The organism is Enterobacter sp. JUb54, from assembly GCF_014298075.1.
Classification (GTDB): domain Bacteria; phylum Pseudomonadota; class Gammaproteobacteria; order Enterobacterales; family Enterobacteriaceae; genus Klebsiella; species Klebsiella lignicola.
In genome coordinates this window covers 836,341-862,541 of record NZ_CP060418.1, presented here as the reverse complement: position 1 = coordinate 862,541, position 26,201 = coordinate 836,341, and the positions used below count along the sequence as shown (strand labels likewise).

19 protein-coding genes, 2 tRNA genes and 3 other RNA genes are annotated in these 26,201 nt (G+C 53.3%); 9 read left to right on the top strand and 15 right to left on the bottom strand.

All coding sequences use genetic code 11. The features are described from left to right. Positions 1-15: 15 nt before the first annotated feature. The 6 genes from oppF to HF679_RS03810 all read right to left on the bottom strand — a co-directional run bounded on the left by oppF (position 16) and on the right by HF679_RS03810 (position 6,995). The gene (gene oppF, locus HF679_RS03835) at positions 16-1,020 is read right to left on the bottom strand and encodes a murein tripeptide/oligopeptide ABC transporter ATP-binding protein OppF (RefSeq protein ID WP_154145086.1); all 1,005 of its coding nucleotides are present in this window, start codon (positions 1,018-1,020) and stop codon (positions 16-18) included. Beyond that, positions 1,017-2,030, bottom strand: coding sequence for an ABC transporter ATP-binding protein (locus HF679_RS03830; protein WP_123754737.1), 1,014 nt, complete (start codon positions 2,028-2,030; stop codon positions 1,017-1,019). The genes oppF and HF679_RS03830 overlap by 4 nt, the downstream gene beginning before the upstream one ends. A gap of 11 nt (positions 2,031-2,041) precedes the next feature. Further along, positions 2,042-2,950: an oligopeptide ABC transporter permease OppC gene (oppC, locus tag HF679_RS03825; protein WP_123754738.1), complete on the bottom strand. Its 909-nt coding sequence runs from the start codon at positions 2,948-2,950 to the stop codon at positions 2,042-2,044. 14 nt (positions 2,951-2,964) lie between these two features. Then, positions 2,965-3,885, bottom strand: coding sequence for an oligopeptide ABC transporter permease OppB (gene oppB / locus HF679_RS03820; protein ID WP_123754739.1), 921 nt, complete (start codon positions 3,883-3,885; stop codon positions 2,965-2,967). A gap of 84 nt (positions 3,886-3,969) precedes the next feature. After that, entirely contained in the window at positions 3,970-5,601 is a 1,632-nt protein-coding gene (oppA, locus tag HF679_RS03815) for an oligopeptide ABC transporter substrate-binding protein OppA (protein ID WP_187042627.1), read from the bottom strand. A 746-nt stretch (positions 5,602-6,347) separates the two neighbouring features. Then, entirely contained in the window at positions 6,348-6,995 is a 648-nt protein-coding gene (locus HF679_RS03810; protein ID WP_123754742.1) for a YchE family NAAT transporter, read from the bottom strand. Between the two features lie 475 nt (positions 6,996-7,470). Here HF679_RS03810 and adhE point away from each other — a divergent pair, with 475 nt between their 5' ends. Further along, positions 7,471-10,149, top strand: a complete 2,679-nt coding sequence (adhE, locus tag HF679_RS03805) for a bifunctional acetaldehyde-CoA/alcohol dehydrogenase (RefSeq protein WP_123754743.1) — start codon at positions 7,471-7,473, stop codon at positions 10,147-10,149. Between the two features lie 295 nt (positions 10,150-10,444). On the opposite strand, the gene tdk is transcribed toward adhE, so the two are convergent. Beyond that, positions 10,445-11,062, bottom strand: coding sequence for a thymidine kinase (gene tdk / locus HF679_RS03800; protein WP_123754744.1), 618 nt, complete (start codon positions 11,060-11,062; stop codon positions 10,445-10,447). 556 nt (positions 11,063-11,618) lie between these two features. Between tdk and hns the strand changes: the two genes are divergently transcribed. Further along, positions 11,619-12,026 carry a histone-like nucleoid-structuring protein H-NS gene (gene hns, locus HF679_RS03795; RefSeq protein WP_004863421.1) on the top strand — a complete coding sequence of 136 codons (408 nt, stop codon included), beginning with the start codon at positions 11,619-11,621 and terminating at the stop codon, positions 12,024-12,026. Positions 12,027-12,157: 131 nt separating this feature from the next. Here the strand turns inward: hns and galU are convergent, their stop codons facing one another. The 3 genes from galU to rssA form a co-directional block, all read right to left on the bottom strand. Beyond that, positions 12,158-13,060 carry a UTP--glucose-1-phosphate uridylyltransferase GalU gene (galU, locus tag HF679_RS03790; RefSeq protein ID WP_123754745.1) on the bottom strand — a complete coding sequence of 301 codons (903 nt, stop codon included), beginning with the start codon at positions 13,058-13,060 and terminating at the stop codon, positions 12,158-12,160. A 196-nt stretch (positions 13,061-13,256) separates the two neighbouring features. After that, positions 13,257-14,270 carry a two-component system response regulator RssB gene (gene rssB / locus HF679_RS03785; RefSeq protein ID WP_154145083.1) on the bottom strand — a complete coding sequence of 338 codons (1,014 nt, stop codon included), beginning with the start codon at positions 14,268-14,270 and terminating at the stop codon, positions 13,257-13,259. Positions 14,271-14,360: 90 nt separating this feature from the next. Next, on the bottom strand, positions 14,361-15,257 hold the full coding sequence (gene rssA, locus HF679_RS03780; RefSeq protein WP_123754747.1) for a patatin-like phospholipase RssA: 897 nt from the start codon (positions 15,255-15,257) through the stop codon (positions 14,361-14,363). Between the two features lie 110 nt (positions 15,258-15,367). Between rssA and HF679_RS03775 the strand changes: the two genes are divergently transcribed. From HF679_RS03775 to HF679_RS03745, 7 genes are all read left to right on the top strand, one after another. Next, positions 15,368-15,826 (top strand): YchJ family protein, encoded by a 459-nt coding sequence (locus tag HF679_RS03775; protein ID WP_154145127.1) that lies wholly within the window; start codon positions 15,368-15,370, stop codon positions 15,824-15,826. Positions 15,827-15,868: 42 nt separating this feature from the next. Then, the gene (gene purU, locus HF679_RS03770) at positions 15,869-16,711 is read left to right on the top strand and encodes a formyltetrahydrofolate deformylase (protein WP_123754748.1); all 843 of its coding nucleotides are present in this window, start codon (positions 15,869-15,871) and stop codon (positions 16,709-16,711) included. A 159-nt stretch (positions 16,712-16,870) separates the two neighbouring features. Beyond that, positions 16,871-16,955: transfer RNA gene (locus tag HF679_RS03765), tRNA-Tyr, on the top strand. Positions 16,956-16,991: 36 nt separating this feature from the next. Further along, positions 16,992-17,076, top strand: a tRNA-Tyr gene (locus HF679_RS03760). A gap of 46 nt (positions 17,077-17,122) precedes the next feature. Further along, positions 17,123-17,250: non-coding RNA, RtT sRNA (locus HF679_RS03755), on the top strand. A 46-nt stretch (positions 17,251-17,296) separates the two neighbouring features. After that, positions 17,297-17,424: non-coding RNA, RtT sRNA (locus HF679_RS03750), on the top strand. A gap of 46 nt (positions 17,425-17,470) precedes the next feature. Continuing rightward, a non-coding RNA gene (locus HF679_RS03745) (RtT sRNA) lies at positions 17,471-17,595 on the top strand. Between the two features lie 169 nt (positions 17,596-17,764). Here HF679_RS03745 and narI read toward each other — a convergent pair. From narI to HF679_RS03720, 5 genes are all read right to left on the bottom strand, one after another. After that, positions 17,765-18,442 carry a respiratory nitrate reductase subunit gamma gene (narI, locus tag HF679_RS03740; RefSeq protein WP_123754749.1) on the bottom strand — a complete coding sequence of 226 codons (678 nt, stop codon included), beginning with the start codon at positions 18,440-18,442 and terminating at the stop codon, positions 17,765-17,767. Next, positions 18,442-19,152, bottom strand: coding sequence for a nitrate reductase molybdenum cofactor assembly chaperone (gene narJ / locus HF679_RS03735; RefSeq protein WP_174508116.1), 711 nt, complete (start codon positions 19,150-19,152; stop codon positions 18,442-18,444). Before narJ ends, narI begins: the two co-directional genes overlap by 1 nt. Further along, positions 19,149-20,684 (bottom strand): nitrate reductase subunit beta, encoded by a 1,536-nt coding sequence (gene narH, locus HF679_RS03730; RefSeq protein WP_123754751.1) that lies wholly within the window; start codon positions 20,682-20,684, stop codon positions 19,149-19,151. The genes narJ and narH overlap by 4 nt, the downstream gene beginning before the upstream one ends. After that, a complete protein-coding gene (locus HF679_RS03725) occupies positions 20,681-24,424 on the bottom strand; it encodes a nitrate reductase subunit alpha (RefSeq protein ID WP_123754752.1) in 3,744 nt (1,247 codons plus the stop codon). The genes narH and HF679_RS03725 overlap by 4 nt, the downstream gene beginning before the upstream one ends. A 358-nt stretch (positions 24,425-24,782) precedes the next feature. Further along, the gene (locus HF679_RS03720; RefSeq protein WP_123754753.1) at positions 24,783-26,174 is read right to left on the bottom strand and encodes a NarK family nitrate/nitrite MFS transporter; all 1,392 of its coding nucleotides are present in this window, start codon (positions 26,172-26,174) and stop codon (positions 24,783-24,785) included. Positions 26,175-26,201: the final 27 nt, after the last annotated feature.

The window sequence follows — 26,201 nt, the reverse complement described above, 5'->3', positions numbered from 1 at the left end:
CGTCAGCCCCTGAGATTATAACGGGTCTACCTTCAGACAGGAAACCGCATGACGGAAGCTTCCCTCCAGCACCGGTCGCGTTTTCGCACACTCCGGCCCGGCAATAGGACAGCGGGTACGGAACACGCATCCCGATGGCGGGTTAATCGGCGAGGGTAGCTCGCCCTCCAGCAGCTGGATGGTTTTATTCTTTTCCAGATCCGGGTCCGGAACCGGCACCGCGGACATCAGAGCCTTGGTATAAGGGTGCAGCGGATTATGGTACACCTCATCATAGGTGCCCAGCTCCACCGCGTGCCCGAGATACATCACCAGGACGCGATCGGAAATGTGCTTCACCACCGCCAGGTCATGGGCGATAAAGATCAGCGACAGGCCCATTTCCCGTTGTAGCTGCTGCAGCAGGTTGACTACCTGCGCCTGAATCGACACGTCCAGCGCCGATACCGGCTCATCACAGATAATCAGCTTCGGTTCCAGGATCAGCGCGCGGGCAATACCAATACGCTGACACTGGCCGCCGGAGAACTCGTGCGGATAGCGGTTGATCAGGTTGGGTAACAGCCCCACCTTCATCATCATCGCCTTAACCTTGTCACGCACTTCCTGACGCGTCATTTTCGGATGATAGGTACGCAGCGGCTCAGCAATAATCTCACCGATCGTCATACGCGGGTTCAGCGAGGCCAGTGGATCCTGGAAAATCATCTGGATATCGCTGCGCACCGCACGCCACTCTTCCTGTTTCATACCGAGCAAATCTTTGCCAAGCCAGGCCACTTTGCCATCGGTCGCTTTCACCAGGCCAATAATCGCCCGCGCAAAAGTCGATTTACCGCAGCCGGACTCGCCAACGACGCCCAGGGTTTCACCTTCGTACAGACGCAACGTGACGCCATCGACCGCTTTCAACGTTTTGGCCGGCTGCCAGAACCACTGTTTCCCGTCCTTGATATCGAAATGGACTTTCAGGTCGGCGATTTCGAGCAGGACTTTTCTTTGTTCGGTAACGGCATTCATAGCAGATCCCCTACTGGTTGAAAGCAGGCGCGCAGGCGGCCCGGTGCAAACTCCTCCAGCGGTGGAGCGCTATGGCAAATTTCCATCGCATGCGGGCAGCGCGGCTGGAACGGACAGCCTTTTGGCAGACGCAGCAGGTTGGGCGGGTTACCCGGTATGGTCAGCAGCGACTCGCCTTCGGCATCCAGGCGCGGCACCGCGTTCAGCAGGCCAATCGAGTACGGATGCGAAGGATGATAAAACACATCGCGCGCCATCCCATATTCCATGGTGCGTCCGGCGTACATCACCAGCACTTTGTCACAGATCCCGGCAACCACACCGAGATCGTGAGTAATCATGATGATCGCGGTATTGAACTCGCGCTTGAGCTCATTCAGCAGGGTCATGATCTGCGCCTGAACCGTCACATCCAGCGCGGTAGTCGGTTCATCGGCAATCAGCAGTTTTGGCCGACACAGCAACGCCATGGCAATCATCACGCGTTGACGCATCCCGCCGGAAAACTCGTGCGGGTACATTTTCATGCGCTTGCGCGCTTCCGGCATTTTGACCGCATCGAGCATCTTCACCGACTCTTCAAACGCTTCGGCTTTGCCCATACCTTTATGCAGCATCAACACTTCCATCAGCTGCTCCCCCACCCGCATGTAAGGGTTCAGGGAGGTCATCGGGTCCTGGAAGATCATTGAAATTTGTTCGGCACGCAGCTTATTCAGCTCGTGTTCCGGCAAATTAAGGATCTGGCGGCCGTTAAATAACGCCGAGCCGCCGATATTACCGTTAGAGGCCAGCAGGCCCATCAAGGCAAATGCGGTCTGCGATTTACCGGAGCCCGATTCACCGACGATGCCCAGAGTTTCCCCGGCACGCAGGTTAAAATTGAGGTCATTGACCGCCGTAACATCGCCATCCGGTGTCTTAAACGTCACCCGGAGGTCTTTTACATCCAGCAGCAGGCCAGATTGTTGCTGCGCCTGCGGCGCTTTTGCCGTTTCAATTATGCTCATGACGGCGCTCCTTAACGGTCTTTCGGGTCGAGGGCATCACGCAGGCCATCGCCGATAAAGTTGAAACAGAACAGCGTTACCACCAGGAAACCGGCAGGGAACAGCAGCAGCCATGGCGACACTTCCATGGAGTTAGCACCATCACTGAGTAATGCGCCCCAACTGCTCAGCGGCTCCTGGGTTCCCAGACCAAGGAAGCTTAAGAAGGATTCAAACAGGATCATGCTCGGCACCAGCAGCGAGGCGTACACCACCACCACCCCCAGCACGTTCGGCACGATATGGCGAACCACAATATTAAAGGTGGATACCCCGCCAACCTGCGCTGCTTCGATAAACTCTTTACGCTTCAGGCTCAGCGTCTGGCCGCGCACGATACGCGCCATATCCAGCCAGGAGACCATCCCGATAGCCACGAAAATCAGCAGGATGTTCTGACCAAAGAAGGTGACCAGCAGGATAACGAAGAACATGAACGGGAAGGAGTTGAGGATCTCCAGCAGACGCATCATCACCGAATCCACTTTGCCGCCCAGGTAGCCGGAGAGCGAACCGTAGAGCGTCCCCAGCACCACCGCCACCAGCGCGGCAGCCACACCAACCATCAGCGAGATACGCCCACCGATCGCCACGCGAACCAGCAGGTCACGGCCGGAGGAGTCGGTGCCAAAGTAGTGGCCGGACTCCATCTCCGGTGCGCTGGACATCATGCCCCAGTCGGTATCAAAGTAGGAGAACTGAGATACCATCGGTGCAATGGTCACGAACAGCGCGATAATCACCAGCACAATCAGGCTGGCAACCGCGGCGCGGTTATGCATAAAGCGGCGGCGGGCGTCCTGCCACAGGCTACGCCCCTCAACTTCGAGCTTTTCACTGAAGTTTTCCAGCGCTTCGCTATTTTTCTTACTTAACATCATGGCGAACCCCGGCTTCAGTAGCGAATCTTCGGATCGATGACGGCATACAGCACGTCAACAATCGCGTTAAACAGAATAGTCAGCGCGCCGACCAGAATGGTCAGACTCAACACCAGCGAATAGTCGCGGTTCAACGCGCCATTCACGAACAGCTGACCAATTCCCGGAAGACCGTAGATCGTTTCGATGACCATTGAGCCGGTGATGATCCCAACAAACGCGGGTCCCATATAAGAAAGGACCGGCAACAGTGCAGGCTTCAGCGCATGGCGGAAGATAATCCGGCGCATCGGCAGCCCTTTCGCCCTGGCGGTACGGATGAAGTTAGAGTGCAGAACTTCAATCATTGAGCCACGGGTAATACGCGCGATACTGGCGATATAGGCTAACGACAGGGCCACCATCGGCAGGATCATAAACTTCAACGCCCCACCGTTCCAGCCTCCGCCGGGCAGCCAGTGCAAGGTGATGGCAAATATCATCACCAGCAGCGGCGCGACCACGAAACTGGGTATCACTACCCCGGTCATGGCCACCCCCATTACCGCATAATCCCACTTGGTGTTTTGTTTCAGTGCCGCAATCACCCCCGCCGTCACGCCGAGAATGACCGCCAACAAAAAGGCGGCAAGACCTAATTTGGCAGAGACCGGGAAGCTCGAGGCCACCAGATCGTTTACCGAATAGTCTTTGTATTTAAAAGAAGGACCGAAATCACCGTGCGCCAGTTGTTTCAGATAATGAAAATACTGGGTCATGATGGGGTCATTTAAATGGTATTTGGCTTCGATATTCGCCATGACTTCCGGCGGCAGCGTGCGTTCACCAGTGAACGGACTCCCCGGTGCAAGACGCATCATGAAGAAAGAAATAGTAATTAGAATGAATAGCGTCGGAATCGCTTCCAGACAGCGACGAAATATAAATTTTAACATTGCCCGTACCTTCTGGCCTGTGCCTATCGAGTGCGATGAATTCAGACACGGTGGGGCAAGCTGCGCCTGCCCCACGTATTGCCATTAATGTTTGATAATATACAGATTTTTAACGTAGATATTATCTAACGGGTCTTTACCGGTGTAGCCACCAACCCACGGTTTAACCAGACGGGCGTTGACATAATAGAACACCGGTACGATCACAGAGTCTTTATCCAGCTGTTGTTCCGATTGCGCGTACAGGTCTGCACGTTTCGCATCATCAGTGGTCTGCAGGGTTGCAGCGATGATCTTATCGAAGGCCGGGCTCTTATAATGAGAGGTGTTGTTTGAGCTGTCGCTCAACATGGTATTAAGGAAAGAAGTCGGTTCGTTGTAATCTGCACACCAGCCGGCACGCGCCACATCGAAGGTCCCCTGATGACGATTATCGAGGAAGGTTTTCCATTCCTGATTTTCCAGCTTCACGTTGGCACCCAGATTTTTCTTCCAGATGGAGGCAACGGCAATCGCCAGTTTTTTATGCAAATCAGAGGTGTTATACAGCAGATTAAAGGTCAGCGGTTTATCAGCGGTATATCCCGCTTCAGCCAGCAGTTTTTTCGCTTCTTCGTTACGCTTGTCCTGAGTCCAGTTGAACCACTCTGGTTTAACAACTTTCATTCCATCGGTATATGGCGGCGTATAGCTATAAGCCGGCAGGTCGCCCTGGTTTTTCACTTTATTGACAATGATTTCGCGATCCAGCGCCATTTTAAGGGCGGTACGAACACGCACGTCGGTAAACGGTGCTTTCTGGTTATTAATTTCGTAGTAATAGGTGCACAGATACGGATCGACGTGAACTTCTTTCGGGATCTCTTTCTTCAGTTTCTGGAACAGTTCAATCGGCATGTTGTTATAGGTCATGTCGATTTCGCCGCTGCGATAACGGTTAACGTCCGTTACTTCCGAAGAAATCGGCAGGTAGGTAACCTGATTAACGACCGTTTTCGCGTTATCCCAGTAGTTGGTATTACGCTCAAGCACAATACGCTCGTTCACCACCCAGTCTTTCAGTTTATAAGCGCCGTTGGTGACGATATTGGCAGGCTGGGTCCACTTCTCACCGTATTTTTCAATAGCGGCTTTAGGGACCGGAGAAACTGATGGGTGAACCAGCAGTTTATAGAAATAAGGAACCGGTTCGCTCAGCGTGACTTCGAAGGTTTTATCATCGATGGCTTTCACGCCCAGGTCGCTGGTCGGTTTTTTGCCGGCGATAATCTCATCGACATTCAGCACGTGGCCATATTGCAGGTAGCTGGCGTAAGGGGAAGCGGTTTTTGGATCAGCCAGGCGCTGCCAGCTGTAAACGAAATCTTGTGCGGTGACCGGCGAGCCGTCGGACCATTTTGCATCTTTGCGAATATGGAACGTCCAGACTTTAAAATCTTTATTATCCCAGGACTCCGCCACGCCAGGAGTTGGATGGCCTTCTACATCGCCGATCACTAGTCCTTCAAACAAATCGCGGTTAATGTTGGATTCCGGCACGCCTTCAATTTTATGTGGATCCAGCGATTGCACTTCTGCGCCGTTATTACGAACCAGCGTTTGCTTGTCCGCCAGCTGCACTCCAGCAGGTACATCTGCCGCCATGGCAACATTGGCGGTAATTAGCGCAGAGAGAACCCCTGCAGCTACCAGACTTTTTTTGGTGATGATGGTCATTGTGTTGTTACTCCATTCATTATAATTACTGGCTATTTAACCAGCCTGTTTTTTTCCCCTTGCGGGATTCTGTACAGTGCAGGAGTTTTTGCTGCTGTCAGACTTTACTGCTTGCTATCACCGACTTATTTATTACGGCCGCTCAAACGGCAGCCTTAGCGTCGATTCTTTCACCCGCTTATTCAGGGTGGTCGCAATGAGTTAATTAATAATGATTCTCATTTACGTATATTTTTGAGCGAAGGATCAGGCCGGAAAATATCAAAAGGCCATCACCACCGCCAATGCAATTTGCAAATATGTTACCGAATTCTCTTTTATCTTTTTTCTTACCCTGCCGCCCTGTCCTGCTTTCAAAACCCTGGCAGAGTAAAGCACTTATATTTCATACAGATAAATTTTCAGCCTTCGCTCAGAGCCCCGGCAACGTGGCGATGATGCTTTTTTGTACGAAAATTTAACAATCGATTATTTTTTAGCACATTCATCTGCTCTGATAGTGAAATTACTAATATCATTTCAATTATCCAACGGCAAGCACCAGAGAATGATGTGAAGAAAATAACAGTTGTTACGAAGAGGATAAAGCGAGGAAAACAGAGAATAAATTCGATAACCACATGATAATAAAAGATAAAAACAAATATTGCGGAAAAGTATTTTACGCGCCCATATCAGCTATATTGATATGTTTTGCTAATAATTAAAAAAGGCGGAGCGCTGGGCTCCGCCGGATGTCAGTCGGCTTACCCCACCAGACCCGGAAACAGGGCTTTAATACCGGTGACGATAAACTCAATACCCAGCGCCATCAGCAACAGACCCATAATACGGGTGATGACGTTGATTCCCGTCTGCCCGAGCAGGCGAACCAGCCATGGCGCCATGCGGAAAATACCCCAACAGCACAGCGCAAACAGCGCAATCGCGACCGAGAAACCAAACAGGTGCGCCACGGTGTGATAGCGAGTCCCCCAGACGATGGTCGAACTGATCGCCCCTGGCCCGGCCATTAACGGCAATGCCAGCGGCACAACGCCAATGCTTTCACGAATCGCGGTTTCTGATTTTTCCTGCTTGTTTTGTTTATCCTCGCCCAGTTTGCCGCTGATCATCGACATCGCGATGGTCACCACCAGGATCCCGCCGGCAATACGGAATGAATCAATAGAAATGCCGAAGACCTGCAATATGGCGTCGCCGAGGAACAGTGAAGTCCACAAAATGATGGCGACGGAAAGGTTTGCCGTCAGGTTGGTTTTATTGCGGATCGCCGCCGTCTGGTAGCTGGTCATACTAATGAAGACGGGAATGATGCCGACCGGGTTTACCAGCGCAAATAACCCGATGAAAAACTTGAAGTAAGCTGAAAAATCAAACAACGGTTGGATCACAGTGCGCTCCGCAGCATCATTAATAATGGCTGTTGACAGTTAGTCACATAAAATATTCGCGCAGAAGATACGCTTTTTGGCAGCATAATTCATCTCAAATGTGCGTATAACTGTGACAAAACCGGATGTTATATATTTGTTTCCGCCATGCTACTTACTCACTTATTTTGCATAATTATTATTACACTTGATTTGACCGGTCAATAAACAGCCAGCTGAAAGGTGTCAGCTTCACGTAAACTTGATCTAAATCACGTAAATCGTACTCAGAAGTGAGTAACCTTGTTCACACCAAAGAGTGCAAAACAGCGGTACCTGAGAGGCAACACCGACAAGCTTATTTAGTAAATCAATGAAGCCAGCAGCGTCTAAATCGCCCCCCTAACATTTAGATGCAAGCTGTTAACAGGCTGACTATACTGTCGAATCGAGCTACTGATTTACTAAAAAAGTTTAACATTATCAGGAGAGCATTATGGCTGTTACTAATGTCGCTGAACTTAACGCACTCGTAGAGCGCGTAAAAAAAGCCCAGCGTGAATATGCCAGTTTCACTCAAGAACAAGTTGATAAGATCTTCCGTGCTGCCGCTTTGGCTGCCGCAGATGCTCGAATCCCTCTCGCTAAAATGGCCGTTGCCGAATCCGGCATGGGCATTATCGAAGACAAGGTCATCAAAAACCACTTCGCTTCCGAATACATCTATAACGCATATAAAGATGAAAAGACCTGCGGTGTTCTCTCTGAAGACGACACTTTCGGTACTATCACCATCGCCGAACCAATCGGTATTATCTGCGGTATCGTTCCGACGACTAACCCGACTTCCACAGCAATCTTTAAATCACTGATCAGCCTGAAGACGCGTAACGCGATCATCTTCTCCCCACATCCGCGTGCTAAAGATGCAACCAACAAAGCCGCTGATATCGTGCTGCAGGCTGCTATCGCCGCTGGCGCACCGAAAGATCTGATCGGTTGGATCGACCAGCCTTCCGTTGAACTGTCTAACGCGCTGATGCATCACCCGGACATTAACCTGATCCTCGCGACCGGTGGTCCAGGCATGGTTAAAGCAGCATACAGCTCCGGTAAACCTGCTATCGGTGTTGGTGCAGGTAACACGCCGGTTGTTATCGACGAAACCGCTGATATCAAACGTGCCGTAGCTTCTGTACTGATGTCTAAAACCTTCGATAACGGCGTTATCTGTGCTTCTGAACAGTCCGTTGTGGTCGTTGACTCCGTATATGACGCCGTTCGCGAGCGTTTCGCCAGCCATGGCGGCTACATGCTGCAGGGCAAAGAGCTGAAAGCAGTTCAGGACATCATCCTGAAAAATGGCGCACTGAACGCCGCTATCGTTGGTCAGCCGGCAGCCAAAATTGCTGAACTGGCAGGCTTCACCGTTCCGGCTACCACCAAGATCCTGATTGGTGAAGTAACCGACGTTGATGAAAGCGAACCGTTTGCTCACGAAAAACTGTCTCCGACGCTGGCAATGTACCGCGCGAAGAACTTCGAAGACGCTGTTGATAAAGCTGAAAAACTGGTTGCGATGGGCGGTATCGGTCATACCTCTTGCCTGTACACCGACCAGGATAACCAGCCGGCTCGCGTGACCTACTTCGGTCAGATGATGAAAACCGCACGTATCCTGATTAACACCCCGGCATCTCAGGGTGGTATCGGTGACCTGTATAACTTCAAGCTTGCACCTTCCCTGACTCTGGGTTGTGGTTCCTGGGGTGGTAACTCCATCTCTGAAAACGTTGGTCCGAAACACCTGATCAACAAGAAAACCGTTGCTAAGCGAGCTGAAAACATGTTGTGGCACAAACTTCCGAAATCTATCTACTTCCGTCGTGGCTCACTGCCAATCGCACTGGATGAAGTGATTACTGATGGTCACAAACGCGCGCTGATCGTGACTGACCGCTTCCTGTTCAACAACGGCTATGCTGACCAGATCACCTCTGTGCTGAAAGCATCTGGCGTTGAAACCGAAGTCTTCTTTGAAGTTGAAGCTGACCCGACACTGACCGTTGTCCGTAAAGGTGCCGACCTGGCGAACTCCTTCAAACCTGACGTTATCATCGCCCTGGGCGGTGGTTCCCCGATGGATGCGGCCAAAATTATGTGGGTGATGTACGAGCACCCGGAAACCCACTTCGAAGACCTGGCGCTGCGCTTTATGGACATCCGTAAACGTATCTACAAGTTCCCGAAAATGGGCGTTAAAGCAAAAATGATCGCGGTCACCACCACTTCCGGTACCGGTTCTGAAGTCACTCCGTTTGCGGTCGTTACCGACGATGCAACCGGTCAGAAATATCCGCTGGCAGACTACGCGCTGACTCCGGATGTGGCGATTGTTGATGCTAACCTCGTCATGGATATGCCGAAATCACTGTGTGCATTCGGTGGCCTCGATGCGGTGACTCACGCCCTGGAAGCTTACGTTTCCGTACTGGCTTCTGAGTTCTCCGACGGTCAGGCTCTGCAGGCTCTGAAACTGCTGAAAGAGTACCTGCCAGCGTCTTACCACGAAGGTTCTAAGAACCCGGTAGCACGTGAGAAAGTACACAGTGCAGCGACTATCGCCGGTATCGCGTTTGCTAACGCCTTCCTGGGTGTATGTCACTCCATGGCACACAAACTGGGTTCTCAGTTCCACATTCCGCACGGTCTGGCTAACGCCCTACTGATCAGCAACGTTATCCGTTACAACGCGAACGATAACCCGACCAAGCAGACTGCATTCAGCCAGTACGACCGTCCGCAGGCACGTCGTCGTTACGCTGAAATTGCTGACCACCTGGGCCTGAGCGCACCTGGCGACCGTACCGCAGCGAAAATTGAAAAACTGCTGGCATGGCTGGAAAGCATTAAAGCTGAACTGGGTATTCCTAAATCTATCCGTGAAGCTGGCGTGCAGGAAGCTGACTTCCTGGCCCACGTTGACAAGCTGTCTGAAGATGCCTTCGATGACCAGTGCACCGGCGCTAACCCGCGTTACCCACTGATCTCCGAGCTGAAACAGATTCTGCTGGATACCTACTACGGTAACGAGTTCAGCGAAGGTGAAGCGGCTGCGAAGAAAGAAACCGCAGCAGCGCCGAAAGCCGATAAAAAAGCGAAAAAATCCGCCTAATCGACCCGGTTAACACCGCTACAAGCCTCATCTTCGGATGGGGCTTTTTTTATGCTTCGCCTTGCCGGATATGCCCCGCCTCGACACTGAATAACACAGCCTCACCTTCCCACAAGGTATTCTGCTGCGGGATCGATTCCCTCGCCGGGACAGGCTCGGGTGAAGCCATTGTCATGGGTGCTCTGTACAATAAGAAATGCGTCTATGAGACGGAGAGATAATCGACGATATGGCAGGCAGGAACGGAACACAGGCGCCGTCGCTGCGCGCCTGTGCGGTTATTATCACAGCAGCCTTAACCGCCGCGAGATTTACTCTGTACCAGCGTGAGGGAACCCTCGCTCAACGCTTCTTTATAATGCTTACGGCAAACGGAAACATAACGTTCATTCCCGCCAATCACCACCTGTTCACCTTCATTGTAAGGCCGTCCTTCTTGATCGAGACGCAGCACCATACTGGCCTTACGGCCGCAGAAACAGATCGTTTTTAATTCAACCAGCTTATCGGACCAGGCTAATAAATACTGGCTGCCGATAAACAGTTCGCCGCGAAAATCAGTCCGCAATCCGTAGCACAACACCGGAATATCCAGTTGATCGACAACTTCAGATAATTCATGTACCTGCTCACGGGTAAGGAACTGGCTTTCATCCACCAGAACGCAGTGAACAGGCTGCTTCGCGTGTTCGCTGGCAATATCGGTGAAGAGCGATGTCTGAGGGTTAAACAGCCGGGCTGGCGACGAGAGACCGATTCGTGAGCTGACTTTTCCAGAACCAAAACGGTTATCAATTTCGGCGGTATAAACCAGGGCGCGCATGCCACGTTCCTGGTAATTGTATGACGACTGCAACAAGGCCGTCGACTTACCTGCATTCATTGCAGAATAGTAAAAATAAAGTTGAGCCATTGGCTGCCTAACCCCAATCAGTATGTTTTATCGCGGCGGGATTGTAGCATATTTTCTACTGTTATCGGTCTTTTCAGCATCACCGTTGCGCTGAATGTGCGCCTGCCGGCATCCTGATAGATTAAGGATTTTTAATGAATATTGCCGGCGATCATTTGCTCAACCCGGACGCCATCGCCGCTAATGATTGTCCTTTCGTGCGAATCATCCGATTTCGCAGGTAGCGATAACGCGATTTCCTCACGCATTATATTAACGATTACCCCAACTAATACGCTATTACTCAAGAGGGATATTTATCCCTGCAAAGTATAATTTTACTCCCGGACCATCGAGAAAAGCATACTATCTCAGGGTTTTAGCTAAGGTTTTACCCTGAGCTATAAGCGAAAAAGATGTGAACTCGCACGAGAAATTTAACTTAAATTAATTAATTATCGAGACAAATAACAAGTAATTTTGAATTACTTACATTCTACCCTATTGCACATCTGATTATATCGCTCTATTATTACTTCAACAAACCACCCCACAATATAAGTTTGAGATTACTACAATGAGCGAAGCACTTAAAATTTTGAACAACATCCGTACTCTTCGTGCGCAGGCGAGAGAATGCACCCTTGAAACGCTAGAAGAAATGCTGGAAAAATTAGAAGTTGTTGTTAACGAACGCCGCGAAGAAGAAAGCGCTGCAGCTGCAGAAATTGAAGAGCGTACTCGTAAACTTCAACAATACCGTGAAATGCTGATTGCTGATGGTATTGACCCGAATGAACTGCTGAGCACCATGGCAGCGGTTAAAGCGGGTACTAAAGCTAAGCGTGCTGCACGCCCGGCTAAATACAGCTACGTTGATGAGAACGGCGAAACCAAAACCTGGACCGGCCAGGGCCGTACCCCGGCAGTGATCAAAAAAGCAATGGACGAGCAGGGTAAAACCCTGGACGACTTCCTGCTGTAATTGAAGATCGTATTTGAAGAATCCCGCTTCGGCGGGATTTTTTTTGTCTCGCGGATGCCACCGGTAATCTCAGGGTATAAAAAAACCGGAAAGCGAACTCGCCTCCCGGTTATCTGCTCAGTAGAAAACGATTACTTAGCTACAGCGTTTTCCAGCCAGGCTTTAAAATCCTCGCCCAGGGTTTTATGACGAATGCCATATTCCACAAACGCCTGCATATAACCCAGTTTATTACCGCAGTCGTGGCTCTTGCCTTTCATGTGATAGGCTTCAACGGTTTCTTTGGCGATCAGCATATCGATCGCATCGGTCAGCTGAATTTCATCCCCGGCTCCCGGAGGGGTTTTAGCCAGCAGCGGCCAAATATCCGCGCTCAGTACATAACGGCCTACCACTGCAAGGTTAGACGGCGCCACATCGGCTTTTGGTTTTTCAACCACGCCAACCATCGGCACGCTTTCACCCGGTTGCAGAGATTCGCCTTTGCAGTCAACAACGCCGTATGCCGTGACATCAGCAACTGGCTCAACCATAATCTGGCTGGATCCGGTTTCATCGAAACGGGAGATCATTTCAGCCAGGTTATCACGGGAAAGATCGGATTCAAATTCATCCAGAATAACGTCAGGCAGAATAACCGCAACCGGCTCATCACCGACGACCGGATGTGCGCACAGCACCGCATGACCCAGCCCTTTCGCCAGACCCTGGCGAACCTGCATAATGGTCACGTGCGGCGGACAAATAGATTGAACCTCTTCCAGCAGCTGGCGTTTTACACGTTTTTCCAGCATCGCTTCCAGTTCAAAACTGGTATCGAAATGGTTTTCAATAGAGTTTTTCGAAGAGTGAGTGACCAGAACAATTTCAGTAATCCCAGCCGCAATACACTCATTTACAACATATTGAATTAAAGGCTTATCTACCAGTGGCAGCATTTCTTTCGGAATAGCTTTAGTAGCGGGTAGCATCCTGGTGCCTAATCCCGCAACCGGGATAACAGCTTTTCTTACTTTAGAATTAATGGCAGCCATTGAAATCTCCTGGACTGTTCGTTTTTTAAACTTTTCGTTAATAATAACGGTATGAGTATATCAGTCCGCTCAGGCAAACCTGGTCAGAAAGGTTTGGATTCCCTCGAATTAGGACTATTACTTATAAACTTCAATGATAGTACCACCGCAAAAGATTGGCCGGTAATCCCATCAGATTAAAAAAATACACAATTGTTCATTCCGCAGACAACATCAGGCGTAAACGCCCCCCTGCCCCCCAAATTTGGCACTGCCACGATGTGCAGCGTTGGCTAATTTGGTTGAGATAAGCATTGCCCAGCGTCCCCAGCGGAACACCGTTACTGATCTGAATTTGATGTTCCCCGGTATTCAGTGTGCCATTCAGCCCCGCAGACACCAGAATCAAATTTTTCAAACCGCTGTGGTAATACCCCACCAGCAATGGAAATTGTCCGGGCAGGTTCGCCTGACGCAGTAATTGGTTGACCTGTTTTAACAGGCTGCCCATTTCCGGCAAACGTTGTCCCTGATGAGCAAGTTGCTCCTGCAGTAAGCCATTAAACAGCGCCCGCAGCAGCAACGCCGCGAGGACACCATTATCACCTGCTCGTGTGACATCCAGACAGTAGAAAGCCAGATCGTTTTCAGATAATGGGGCAATATCCAGCACCAGACCGGGTCGGTCTGCCGATACCAGCTGGCGATAGTGAATACGACACTTCGATATCTCCTGTTGAACCGGCGGCTGGAGCTCCTGCAATAACCGTGATGCTGCGGTCGGATCGCTCACCAGCGCATCCCAGTCTTCAAACAAACGCTCTTCTTCTTCAACCCGCGAGCTGAACATATTGGGGTACAGGCAGGCATACACCGTTTCCCGCAGGCGATTGAAATCTTTCACCGGCTTTAACAGCACATCCTGAACACCCAGCCGCAGCGCTTTGGCGATATCAGCCATGTTTTCCGTTGCCGATATCATCAGAATCGGTAATTGCTCGCCCCGGTTACGCAAATGCTCAACCAGTTCAAGACCGTTCATGCGCGGCATGGAGATGTCACAAATCATCAGGTCGGGCTTTGACTCGGCCATTTTCTGGAGCGCATCAACGCCATCCTCCGCCTGCACCGTTGCGGCGCCCAGTGAGGTTAGCCAGGAGTGCAAGAGTGAGCGGAAAACGGCTTCGTCTTCAACTATCAGAATCAGTTTTCCCGCCAATGGCTGCGTCATGATCTCTCCTCTGACTGACGATGACTAAATAGTGGCATGCAATTCACACTATCGCCTGTCAGAATTTACTTAAGTCTAAGTCAAATGGTGTCACACCGCAGTGGGAACCAGGGGTAATAATTCATCCATTTTCTTTTCAACAGACAAATATCCGGCAGCAATCGCTTCACCGGCGCGATGAAAATCAAGCGTGGAGATTTGCGGACAGAATGGTTGCAGCAGAATGTCGGGTGGATCGCCCGCCATACGATTGCGTTTCAGGCGATTTTCCAGCACCTGAATAGAGGTGGACATGATTTCCATGGCGGTCGGGGTCGCGGCGCGACGGGAGGTCATTCCGCTAAGGCGTGCACGAATGCGCGCATGCCAGGAGAAATCCTTGTCGTCTTCCAGCTGCGGCTTTTCGAGTGACCACATATCTTGCTGCATCAGATGCGCATCGTGCTGTAGGTCGACGGCAATCACGATATCAGCGCCCAGCGCCCGGGCCAGGGAGACCGGTACGGGATTGACCACCGCGCCGTCCACCAGCCAGTAGCCATTATGCATCACCGGAGACATCAGGCCCGGCATACTGCAGGAGGCGCGCACCGCCTGGTGCAAATCGCCCTCGGTGAACCACAGCTCACGGCCGGTGCTTAAGTTGGTCGCCACCGCCGCAAAGCGACGGTCGCAGAGCTCGATCTCGGAAACAGGCATGACACGTCGGAACTGATTGAATACGCGTTCACCGCGCAGCAGGCCACCGCGACGCCAGGACAGATCCATCAGCCGCAGTACATCCCAGTTATTAAAGGAACAGACCCATTTCTCCAGCGCCGGAAGACGGTTGCAGGCATACGCGGCGCCCACCAGCGCACCAATGGAGCATCCTGCGACGATATCGACTTCAATACCCGCGCGCTGCAGTGCCTTAATGACACCAATATGCGACCATCCACGGGCCGCTCCTGCGCCTAACGCCAGACCAATCTTAAGCTTTCTCATTATTCCCGATATACTTCCTTCCGCTGCGAACATAGCATCATTGCTACAGCTCAGTTAACATAAAACAGGTTGGCGCCACTGCGCCGTGAATTTTTTCCATGGAGGCCGATTTGTCGCCATTATGCCCTTGTGGCAGCGCTCAGGAGTATAGCTCATGTTGTCAGCGATATCTGACCGGCTCACTGCTTGCGCCAGAGCCATCACACTTGATGCGCTCCCGATACAGTGCGTTTGTCATGAAGGATGCCGATTACCTGATCAAAACCTGGCACCCGTCCTGCCAGCCGCAGCTGTTCCGTGCCGATCTGGAAAAGGGCTTCGCCAAAACACACTGGCAAGGCTTAACGGTATTCGCTGCCGATGAAGGCAGCCATCCCGACGAGGGCTTTGTCAGTTTCGTCGCTCGGTTTGATGAAGATAACCGCCCCGGCGCCATAATTGAACGTTCCAGATTCTTAAAAGAAAAGGGACAGTGGTACTATATCGACGGTACACGACCACTGTTTGGTCGTAACGACCCCTGCCCTTGTGGTTCAGGTAAAAAATTTAAAAAATGCTGTGGCCAGTAATACGGCACCGGCAATAGCAAACACTACAGGATTTTCCTCGCGATGCATTCATTACAACGTAAAGTACTACGCACCATTTGCCCTGATCAGAAAGGACTCATCGCGCGTATCACGAACATTTGCTACAAGCACGAACTGAACATTGTTCAGAATAACGAGTTCGTCGATCACCGCACCGGCCGCTTCTTTATGCGTACCGAGCTGGAAGGGATTTTTAATGATGCCATTTTACTGGCAGATCTCGACAGCGCGCTGCCGGAAGGTTCCATTCGCGAGCTGACCCCAGCCGGCCGCCGCCGGGTCGTCATTCTGGTGACCAAAGAGGCACATTGCCTGGGCGATCTGTTGATGAAGGCCAACTATGGCGGCCTGGATGTCGAAATCGCCGCCGTCATCGGCAACCATGAAACGCTGCGTACGCTGGTTGAGCGTTTTGACATTCCGTTCCAGCTGGTAAGCCACGAAGGCCTGACCCGCGAAGAGCACGACAAGCAGATGGGCGACGCCATTGAGTCTTATGCTCCGGACTACGTGGTGCTGGCGAAATATATGCGGGTGCTGACGCCGGAATTTGTTTCCCGCTTCCCGAACCAGATTATCAATATCCACCACTCCTTCCTGCCGGCCTTTATCGGCGCCCGTCCTTATCATCAGGCTTATGAGCGTGGTGTAAAAATCATCGGTGCGACCGCCCACTACGTCAACGACAACCTGGACGAAGGCCCGATCATTATGCAGGACGTGATTCACGTCGATCACACCTATACCGCTGAAGATATGATGCGCGCAGGGCGCGATGTTGAAAAGAATGTGTTGAGCCGCGCGCTCTATAAGGTTCTGGCCCAGCGCGTGTTCGTCTACGGCAACCGAACGATTATTCTTTAATCAATAGTAAAATGAACTGGTTAGCTTTACGCCTTTGCGCATAAATTTCAGGCAACCAGTTTATTTTTCTCAACGGAAAGCTTTACAGGGGCGCGTCATTTGATATGATGCGCCCCGCTTCCTCAGAAGGAAGCAGGCCAGTAATAAGCATTACCCCGTGGTGGGGTTCCCGAGCGGCCAAAGGGAGCAGACTGTAAATCTGCCGTCATCGACTTCGAAGGTTCGAATCCTTCCCCCACCACCATCTCAAAGCATTACCTCTACAATATGAATTACCCCTGGCGGGGTTCCCGAGCGGCCAAAGGGAGCAGACTGTAAATCTGCCGTCATCGACTTCGAAGGTTCGAATCCTTCCCCCGCCACCATCACTTCCTTGCACTACCCCAGCTAAACCAAACACTAAAGCCTTATATTCTGCCCATGCAGGGAAGGATGAGAAGCTTCGACTAAGGTTCGATTCGAGCGCCAGCGAGAAAGCGTTGCCGCAGGCAACGACCCGAAGGGCGAGGCGCAGCCGAGTCATCCTTCCCCCGCCACCATCACTTCCTTGCACTCCCCCAGCTAAACCAAACACTAAAGCTTTATATTCTGCCCATGCAGGGAAGGATGAGAAGCTTCGACTAAGGTTCGATTCGAGCGCCAGCGAGAAAGCGTTGCCGCAGGCAACGACCCGAAGGGCGAGGCGCAGCCGAGTCATCCTTCCCCCGCCACCATCATTTCCTTGCACTACCCCAGCTAAACCAAACACTAAAGCCTTATATTCTGCCCATACAGGGAAGGATGAGAAGCTTCGACTAAGGTTCGATTCGAGCGCCAGCGAGAAAGCGTTGCCGCAGGCAACGACCCGAAGCGTGTAGCGCTAAGTCATCCTCCCTCATTTCCCCAGCTCTGTTTTGTATTTCTGCCATAGGTATCCCGGCGGCGCTGCGCCTGGCCGGGCTACAAAAGCATGCAGTCTGTAGCCCGGCCAGGCGCAGCGCCGCCGGGAAAGCACCGGTATTCAGGTATAAAAAAACCCCACCGAAGTAGGGTTTAGCATCATACAAAATAGTATCAGCGACGAGCGCGAACAATCTGGTATTTGCGGGTCAGGTACTCCACCGGCACGCTCCAGATATGCACCAGACGCGAGAACGGGAACAGCACAAACAGCGTCATACCGAGCACCAGGTGCATGCGGAAGATAAACGCCACGCCGTCGAGGTGTGCCGACGCACCACCGTGGAAGGTCACCACCGACTGCGCCCAGCCGACCAGCTTCATCATTTCACTGCCGTCCATATGCTGAGCCGAGAACGGAATCGTCAGCAGACCCAGCGTACACTGGATAACCAGCACCGACATCACCAGAATGTCTGCCCCGGTCGTGGTGGCACGAATGCGCGGATTGAACAGGCGGCGTTTGAGCAGCAAAATACCGCCGACCAGACACATCAGCCCCGCCGCACCGCCGCCAAACATCGCCATCTTCTGCTTCACTTCAAGCGGCAGCCAGGCTTCATACATCCAGTGCGGAGTCAGCATCCCAAAAGCATGACCCGCAATTACGCCGAGGATCCCAATATGGAACAGGTTCGACGCCAGGTTCATCCCTTTTCTATCCAGCATCTGGCTGGAGGCGGCACGCCAGGTATATTGCCCGTAGTCGTAACGCAGCCAGCTCCCCACAAGGAATACGGCCCCGGCAATATACGGATAGATGTCAAAGAAGAACATATTCAGGAAGTGCATTATTGCTGTCCTCCGTTAGAGATATTCAAATATTGCGGGGCAACGGCTCCGGCAAAACGACGCTGGTGAGCGGCGATATCTGATTCAGCGCAGCCCTGATCGGCAAAGAATTTCACCTGTTCTTCTTCCCACACCGCATCCAGCGCCTGCGGCGTATCATCGCGGGCCTCATCGGCAATTTTCTCCGCCACCTGCTGACTGTCGACCTGGGTGTTGGCCAGCGTCAGCAGCAGTTCAAACAGCACCGCATAATGGCTTTCACGCTGCCGCAGACGGGCGCTGAGCAGACCGAGGATCGGCGCCACATCCTGCAGCCCGGCAATGGCTTCGTCCGCAGGCAGCTGTGCAAGATACTCCAGATACAGCGGGAGATGGTCCGGCAGCTCGCGGCTGTCGAGGGTCAGGCCGTGGCGCTCATACTGCGCCATCAGGTCCACCATCGCCTGACCACGATCGCGGGATTCACCGTGAACATGTTCAAACAACAGCAGAGACGTTGCCCGGCCGCGATCGAACAGTTCGCTGTAATACGCCTGCGCGTCCAGCGGATCCTGGGCGGTCAAATCACGCAGGAAAACGCCCAGTTGCTGGGCATCCTCTTTGCTCAGCGTTTCCGAGGACGCCAGCGCCTCGAACAGCTCCTGCTGATGTTGCCACAGGGCAGCATCCGGGTACTCCAGCAGGCGCGACACAATGACGAGTTCAATCATGAGTGCGGCTCCGTTTTGCTGGTGACATTGATGGCATCGATGCGACGGCTGTTGAACAGATTGAACTTGCTGTCTGAACCATGGCAGCCATCACCAAAGGTAAAGCCGCAGCCACGCTGTTCCGGGAAAGCATCGCGAGCCTGCTCACGATGGCTGCTCGGGACCACGAAGCGATCTTCGTAGTTTGCAATCGCCAGGTAGCGGTACATCTCCTGCGCCTGCGCTTCGGTCAGACCGACCTCTTCCAGCGCACGAGTATCAACCACGCCATCCACGCTTTCTGCACGTTTAAAGTGACGCATGGCCAGCATGCGTTTCAGCGCCAGCAGTACCGGCTGGGTATCCCCGGCGGTCAGCAGGTTAGCCAGGTACTGGACCGGAATACGCAGACTTTCAACATCCGGCAGGATCCCGTTACTGCCCAGCTCGCCGGCATCGGCCGCAGACTGAATCGGTGACAGCGGCGGCACATACCAGACCATCGGCAGCGTGCGATATTCCGGGTGCAGCGGCAGCGCCAGCTTCCAGTCCATCGCCATTTTGTACACCGGCGACTGCTGCGCAGCTTCAATTACGCCCTGCGGAACGCCATCTTTCAGCGCCTGCTCGATGACTTTCGGGTCGTTCGGGTTGAGGAACACGTCCAGCTGACGCTGATACAGATCCTGCTCGTTCTCGGTGCTGGCGGCATTTTCAATCGCATCAGCGTCATACAGCAGCACGCCGAGGTAGCGAATACGTCCGACGCAGGTTTCAGAACAGACGGTCGGCATCCCGGATTCGATACGCGGATAACAGAAGATGCACTTCTCGGACTTACCGCTCTTCCAGTTGAAGTAGATCTTTTTGTACGGGCAGCCGGTAATACACATCCGCCAGCCGCGGCACTTATCCTGATCGATCAGCACGATGCCATCTTCTTCACGCTTATAGATGGCGCCGCTCGGGCAGGTCGCTACACAGGCCGGGTTCAGGCAGTGTTCGCACAGGCGCGGCAAATACATCATGAAGGTGTTTTCGAACTGGCCGTACATCGCCTTCTGCATGTTGTCGAAATTGCGGTCCCTGGACAGCTTTTCAAACTCACCGCCAAGGTCATCTTCCCAGTTCGGACCGCTGGTGATCTTGTCCATTCGTTGCCCGGTGATCAGCGAACGCGGGCGGGCGATCGGCTGATGTTTGCTCTCCGGTGCGGCATGCAGGTTCTGGTAGTCGAAATCAAAAGGCTCGTAGTAATCATCGATGCCCGGCAGATGCGGGTTGGCGAAGATTTTACCCAGCAGCATTGCACGGTTGCCCATGCGCGGCTGCAGTTTGCCGTTGATTTTACGGATCCAGCCGCCTTTCCATTTCTCCTGGTTTTCCCAGTCGTTCGGGAAACCAACGCCAGGCTTGGTTTCGACGTTATTGAACCAGGCGTACTCCGTCCCTTCGCGACTGGTCCAGACGTTTTTACAGGTGACTGAGCAGGTATGACAGCCGATGCATTTATCGAGATTCAGCACCATGCCGACTTGTGAACGAATTTTCATTTTACGCTCTCCTGTACCTGGTCATTACCTTCACCATCCAGCCAGTTAATATTCTTCATCTTGCGTACCACCACGAACTCATCGCGGTTAGAGCCCACGGTGCCGTAATAGTTAAAGCCGTAAGCCAGCTGCGCGTAGCCGCCGATCATATGGGTCGGCTTCGGCGTAATGCGCGTCACCGAGTTATGGATCCCGCCGCGTTGGCCGGTAATTTCCGAGCCTGGCAGATTCACAATACGTTCCTGGGCGTGGTACATCATGGTCATCCCCGCCGGTACACGCTGGCTGACGACCGCACGTGCGGTCAGCGCCCCGTTGCTGTTGAAGACTTCAATCCAGTCGTTATCCTCAATGCCCAGCTCTTTGGCATCGGCTTCGCTCATCCAGACGATCGGGCCGCCGCGTGACAGGGTCAGCATCAGCAGGTTGTCGCTGTAGGTCGAGTGGATACCCCATTTCTGGTGCGGCGTCAGGAAGTTCAGCGCCTTCTCCGGGTTGCCGTTAGACTTCTCGCCCATCACCGCTTTCACCGAACGGGTATCGATCGGCGGACGGTACACCAGCAGGCTCTCACCGAAATCACGCATCCACTGATGGTCCTGATACAAGGACTGGCGACCGGACAGGGTCCGCCACGGAATCAGCTCGTGCACGTTGGTATAGCCGGCGTTATAGGAAACATGTTCATCTTCAAGGCCAGACCAGGTCGGGCTGGAGATGATTTTGCGCGGCTGGGCCTGAATATCGCGGAAACGAATTTTCTCGTCTTCTTTATTCAGTGCCAGATGGGTATGGTCGCGACCGGTAAACTCACTGAGCGCAGCCCAGGCTTTCACCGCGACCTGACCGTTGGTTTCTGGGGCCAGCGTCAGGATCATCTCGGCGGCATCAATCGCCGTATTCAGCATCGGCTGACCTTTAGCCGGACCGTCGGCCTTGGTGTAATTCAGCTTACGCAGCAGGTCCATCTCGCTCTGGGTATTCCAGGCGATGCCCTTACCGCCGTTACCGATCTTCTCCATCAGCGGGCCGATAGAGGTAAAGCGCTCATAGGTCGCCGGGTAGTCACGTTCTACCGGAATAATGTGCGGCGCGGTTTTGCCTGGGATCAGGTCGCACTCGCCTTTTTTCCAGTCCTTGACGTCGAGCGGCTGCGCCATTTCAGCGGCGGAGTCATGCTGAATCGGCAGCGTGACCACATCGGTCTCTTTGCCAAGATGGCCCACGCAGACTTCGGAGAATTTCTTCGCGATGCCTTTGTAGATTTCCCAGTCGCTTTTTGATTCCCACGCCGGGTCGACGGCGGCAGACAGCGGATGAATAAAGGGATGCATATCCGAAGTATTCATGTCGTCTTTTTCGTACCAGGTCGCCGTCGGCAGCACGATGTCGGAATACAGGCAGGTGCTCGACAGACGGAAGTCCAGCGTCACCACCAGATCCAGCTTGCCGTCGAGACCGTTATCGTGCCACTCCACCTCTTCTGGCTTCACGCCGCCCTGCTTGCCGAGATCCAGTCCCTGAATACCGTGCTCGGTACCCAGCAGATACTTCAGCATGTATTCGTGGCCTTTACCGGAAGAGCCCAGCAGGTTAGAGCGCCAGATAAACAGGTTACGCGGGTGGTTCTTGCCGTTTTCAGGTTGTTCGGCGGCAAAACGAATCGTGCCGTCTTTCAGTGCCTTAACGGTGTAATCGACAGGCGTCATCCCGGCCTGTTTCGCGGCGTCAGCAATGCGCAGCGGGTTGGTGCCCAGCTGCGGCGCTGATGGCAGCCAGCCCATACGTTCTGCACGGACGTTAAAGTCCAGCAGATGGCCGCTATAGCGCGATTTATCCGCCAGCGGCGACAGCAGCTCCTGAGCGGTTACCGACTCGTAGCGCCACTGGCTGGAGTGATTATAGAAGTACGACGTACTGTTCATATGACGCGCCGGACGCTGCCAGTCGAGAGCAAACGCCAGCGGCTGCCAGCCGGTCTGCGGACGCAGTTTTTCCTGGCCGACATAGTGCGCCCAGCCGCCGCCACTCTGACCCACGCAGCCGCAGAAAATCAGCATGTTGATCAGGCCGCGATAGTTCATATCGAGGTGATACCAGTGGTTCAGACCGGCACCGACGATAATCATGGAACGCCCGTGGGTCTTATCGGCATTATCGGCAAATTCGCGAGCGGTACGGATAATCTGCGTCCGGGAAACACCGGTGATTTTCTCAGCCCAGGCCGGGGTGTAGGCCTTGACGTCATCGTAGCTGCTGGCGCAGTTTTCATCGCCGAGACCGCGATCCAGGCCATAGTTCGCCAGGGTCAGGTCATACACGGTGGTGACCAGCGCGCTGGTACCATCGGCCATCTGCAGGCGTTTCACCGGCAGCTTGTGCAGCAGCACGTTTTCCAGTTCTACTTTATTGAAATGCTCGGTGCCGTCGCCGCCAAAATACGGGAAGCCCACATTCGCAATATCGTCATGGCCGCCCAGCAGGCTCAGACGCAGCGCGACCTCTTCGCCAGTGCCGCCATCACGCTGCTCAAGGTTCCACTTACCTTTATCACCCCAGCGGAAGCCGATTGAACCGTTCGGCACGGTCATTTCGCCCTTTTCATCAAAGGCAACGGTCTTCCACTCCGGGTTCTGCTGCTGGCCCAACGCATCGACCAGATCCGCCGCGCGCAGCATACGGCCCGCCGCGTAGTAACCGTCACGCTCTTCGAGCATCACCAGCATCGGCATATCGGTGTAACGACGGACATAATCGGTGAAGTACTGGCTCGGCTGATCGAGATGGAATTCGCGCAGCATAACGTGGCCCATCGCCAGCGCCATTGCCGCATCGGTGCCCTGCTTCGGCGCCAGCCACAGATCGCACAGCTTGGCGATTTCGGCGTAATCCGGAGTGATGGCGACGGTTTTGGTCCCTTTGTAGCGCACTTCCGTAAAGAAGTGAGCATCCGGGGTACGGGTCTGCGGCACGTTGGAGCCCCAGGCGATGATATAGCTGGAGTTATACCAGTCGGCCGATTCCGGGACGTCGGTCTGCTCGCCCCAGGTCTGCGGGGAAGCCGGCGGCAGATCGCAGTACCAGTCGTAGAAGCTCAGGCAGGTCCCGCCAATCAGTGACAGATAGCGCGCGCCGGAAGCATACGACACCATCGACATCGCCGGGATCGGCGAGAAGCCCGCCACGCGGTCAGGACCATAGGTTTTCACGGTATAGACATTGGAAGCGGCAATCAGCTCGTTCACTTCCTGCCATGAGGAGCGCACGAAGCCACCGCGACCACGCGCCTGTTTGAAACTTTTGGCTTTATCGGCATCTTCAATAATCGATGCCCAGGCATCCACCGGATCGCGATGCTGAACCTTCGCTTCACGCCACATTTTCATCAGGCGTTTACGCATCAGCGGATACTTAAGACGGTTGGCGCTGTAGAGATACCAGGAGTAGCTGGCGCCGCGTGGGCAGCCGCGTGGCTCATGGTTTGGCATATCCGGGCGGGTACGCGGATAGTCGGTTTGCTGGGTTTCCCAGGTCACCAGACCATTTTTGACATAAATCTTCCAGCTACAAGAGCCGGTGCAGTTAACCCCGTGAGTGGAGCGCACAACTTTGTCATGCTGCCAGCGCTGGCGGTATCCCTCCTCCCAGTCCCGGTTAGTGTGTAGAAGCTGGCCGTGGCCATCGGCAAAGGTTTCACCCTTCTGTTTGAAGTAGCGAAACCGGTCCAGGAACTTACTCATCGGGTTTCTCCTGTATGGAGCCTGGCGGCTCTCTGATAAATCGACATTGCTGGAATGCCAGCGAAGGTAACGCTCTGAAAGCGGGAGAGAATTGATAACGATCAAGACCAAATGGCTTAAAAATCGGCCACAACCCGGCAAATACTCCGGAAGTGGTATCTTTTTCTATTTTTCATCCATTTGTTTTAAAAAGGTTTTATTGCAAAATCACCGCCAGCCGCACCATTCCGCTATGACGCCGGGTATTAAGGGGTAGAGCGGAGTAAGCTGGCCAGTTGCAGCGCAGATATGCCGTCAGACGATGGCACAAAAAAAGGGCGCAATTTGCATTGCGCCCTGAGTTCGATTTCGGTGCGGCTTAAGACTTTTGCTTACGTCCGTAAACTGCCCAGGTGATGATCACGCAGGCCACGTAGAAGACGAAGAAGATCTTCATCGCGCCAGCCGGCGAACCGGTCAGCTCCAGCGAAATCCCAAATGCTTTCGGGATAAAGAAGCCGCCGATGGCGCCAATCGCCGAGATAAAGCCCAGCGCCGCTGCGGTATCGGTTGCCGCCTCACGCATGGCCTGCTCTTCGCTCCCGCCCTGCGCTTTTACGCGGGTCATCGTCATCTTACGGAAGATTAACGAAATCATCTGGAAGGTGGATGCACTCCCCAGACCGGCGGTCAGGAACAGCACCATAAACACGCCGAAGAAGGCAATAAAGTTACCGCCTTCCCCATGAGTCGGCAGCGTCAGGAACAGCAGGCCGCTGAAGATAGCCATCACCACGAAGTTCACCAGCGTCACGCGAGTCCCGCCCAGACGGTCGGAGATCGCCCCGCCCATTGAACGTGCCAGCGCACCGATAAACGGCCCGAAGAAGGCAAAATGCAAAATCTGCACGTCCGGGAACTGGGTTTTCGACAGCATGGCGAAGCCGGCGGAGAAACCGATAAACGAACCGAAGGTTGCCAGATACAGCAGCGCCATGATCCACAGATGGCCACGCTTAAGTACCGGTAACTGTTCACTAAGAGAAGCTTTGGACGCGGACAGATCGTTCATAAAGAACCATGCCGCCAGCGTCAGTACGACCAGAAACGGCACCCAAATCCAGGCGGCATTTTCCAGGTACATAACGGAGCCATCTGGCTGCTGGGCGCCGGTTCCGCCGAACACGGCGAAAATGGACAGCGAAATCACCAGCGGAGCAACCAGCTGCATCACGCTGACGCCCATATTACCCAGGCCACCATTCAGGCCAAGGGCGCCGCCCTGCTTCTGTTTCGGGAAGAAGAAGCTGATGTTCGCCATGCTGGAGGCAAAGTTTGCCCCGGCGAAACCGCACAGCAGAGAGATGATCACAAAGATACTGAACGGCGTAGAGGTATCCTGCACCGCGAAGCCCAGCCAGACGCAAGGGACAATCATGATCCCGGTGCTGAATGCGGTCCAGCGACGACCACCAAACAGCGGCACCATGAAAGCGTAAGGAACGCGCAATAACGCCCCCGACAGCGCCGGCAGCGCGGTCAACATAAACAGCTGGTCAGTGGTAAACTGGAAGCCGACTTTATTCAGATTCACCGCCACCGCACTAAACAACATCCATACGCAAAACGCCAGCAGCAGACAGGGAACGGAGATCCATAAATTTCGGCTCGCAACACGGTGGCCGCGCTGTTGCCAAAACTCGGGATCTTCAGGACGCCAGTCGGTGATGACTGAAGTACTGGCCTTCTCCGGGAGGGAAGATTGACTCATAAATACCTCTGATTATCTAGATTTTCT

Coding starts and splice junctions, on each gene's coding strand:
- oppF (WP_154145086.1), bottom strand. CDS start 1,020: ATGAATGCCGTTACCGAACAAAGAAAAGTCCTGCTCGAAATCGCCGAC.
- HF679_RS03830 (WP_123754737.1), bottom strand. CDS start 2,030: ATGAGCATAATTGAAACGGCAAAAGCGCCGCAGGCGCAGCAACAATCT.
- oppC (WP_123754738.1), bottom strand. CDS start 2,950: ATGATGTTAAGTAAGAAAAATAGCGAAGCGCTGGAAAACTTCAGTGAA.
- oppB (WP_123754739.1), bottom strand. CDS start 3,885: ATGTTAAAATTTATATTTCGTCGCTGTCTGGAAGCGATTCCGACGCTA.
- oppA (WP_187042627.1), bottom strand. CDS start 5,601: ATGACCATCATCACCAAAAAAAGTCTGGTAGCTGCAGGGGTTCTCTCT.
- adhE (WP_123754743.1), top strand. CDS start 7,471: ATGGCTGTTACTAATGTCGCTGAACTTAACGCACTCGTAGAGCGCGTA.
- tdk (WP_123754744.1), bottom strand. CDS start 11,062: ATGGCTCAACTTTATTTTTACTATTCTGCAATGAATGCAGGTAAGTCG.
- hns (WP_004863421.1), top strand. CDS start 11,619: ATGAGCGAAGCACTTAAAATTTTGAACAACATCCGTACTCTTCGTGCG.
- galU (WP_123754745.1), bottom strand. CDS start 13,060: ATGGCTGCCATTAATTCTAAAGTAAGAAAAGCTGTTATCCCGGTTGCG.
- rssB (WP_154145083.1), bottom strand. CDS start 14,270: ATGACGCAGCCATTGGCGGGAAAACTGATTCTGATAGTTGAAGACGAA.
- rssA (WP_123754747.1), bottom strand. CDS start 15,257: ATGAGAAAGCTTAAGATTGGTCTGGCGTTAGGCGCAGGAGCGGCCCGT.
- purU (WP_123754748.1), top strand. CDS start 15,869: ATGCATTCATTACAACGTAAAGTACTACGCACCATTTGCCCTGATCAG.
- narI (WP_123754749.1), bottom strand. CDS start 18,442: ATGCACTTCCTGAATATGTTCTTCTTTGACATCTATCCGTATATTGCC.
- narJ (WP_174508116.1), bottom strand. CDS start 19,152: ATGATTGAACTCGTCATTGTGTCGCGCCTGCTGGAGTACCCGGATGCT.
- narH (WP_123754751.1), bottom strand. CDS start 20,684: ATGAAAATTCGTTCACAAGTCGGCATGGTGCTGAATCTCGATAAATGC.
- HF679_RS03725 (WP_123754752.1), bottom strand. CDS start 24,424: ATGAGTAAGTTCCTGGACCGGTTTCGCTACTTCAAACAGAAGGGTGAA.
- HF679_RS03720 (WP_123754753.1), bottom strand. CDS start 26,174: ATGAGTCAATCTTCCCTCCCGGAGAAGGCCAGTACTTCAGTCATCACC.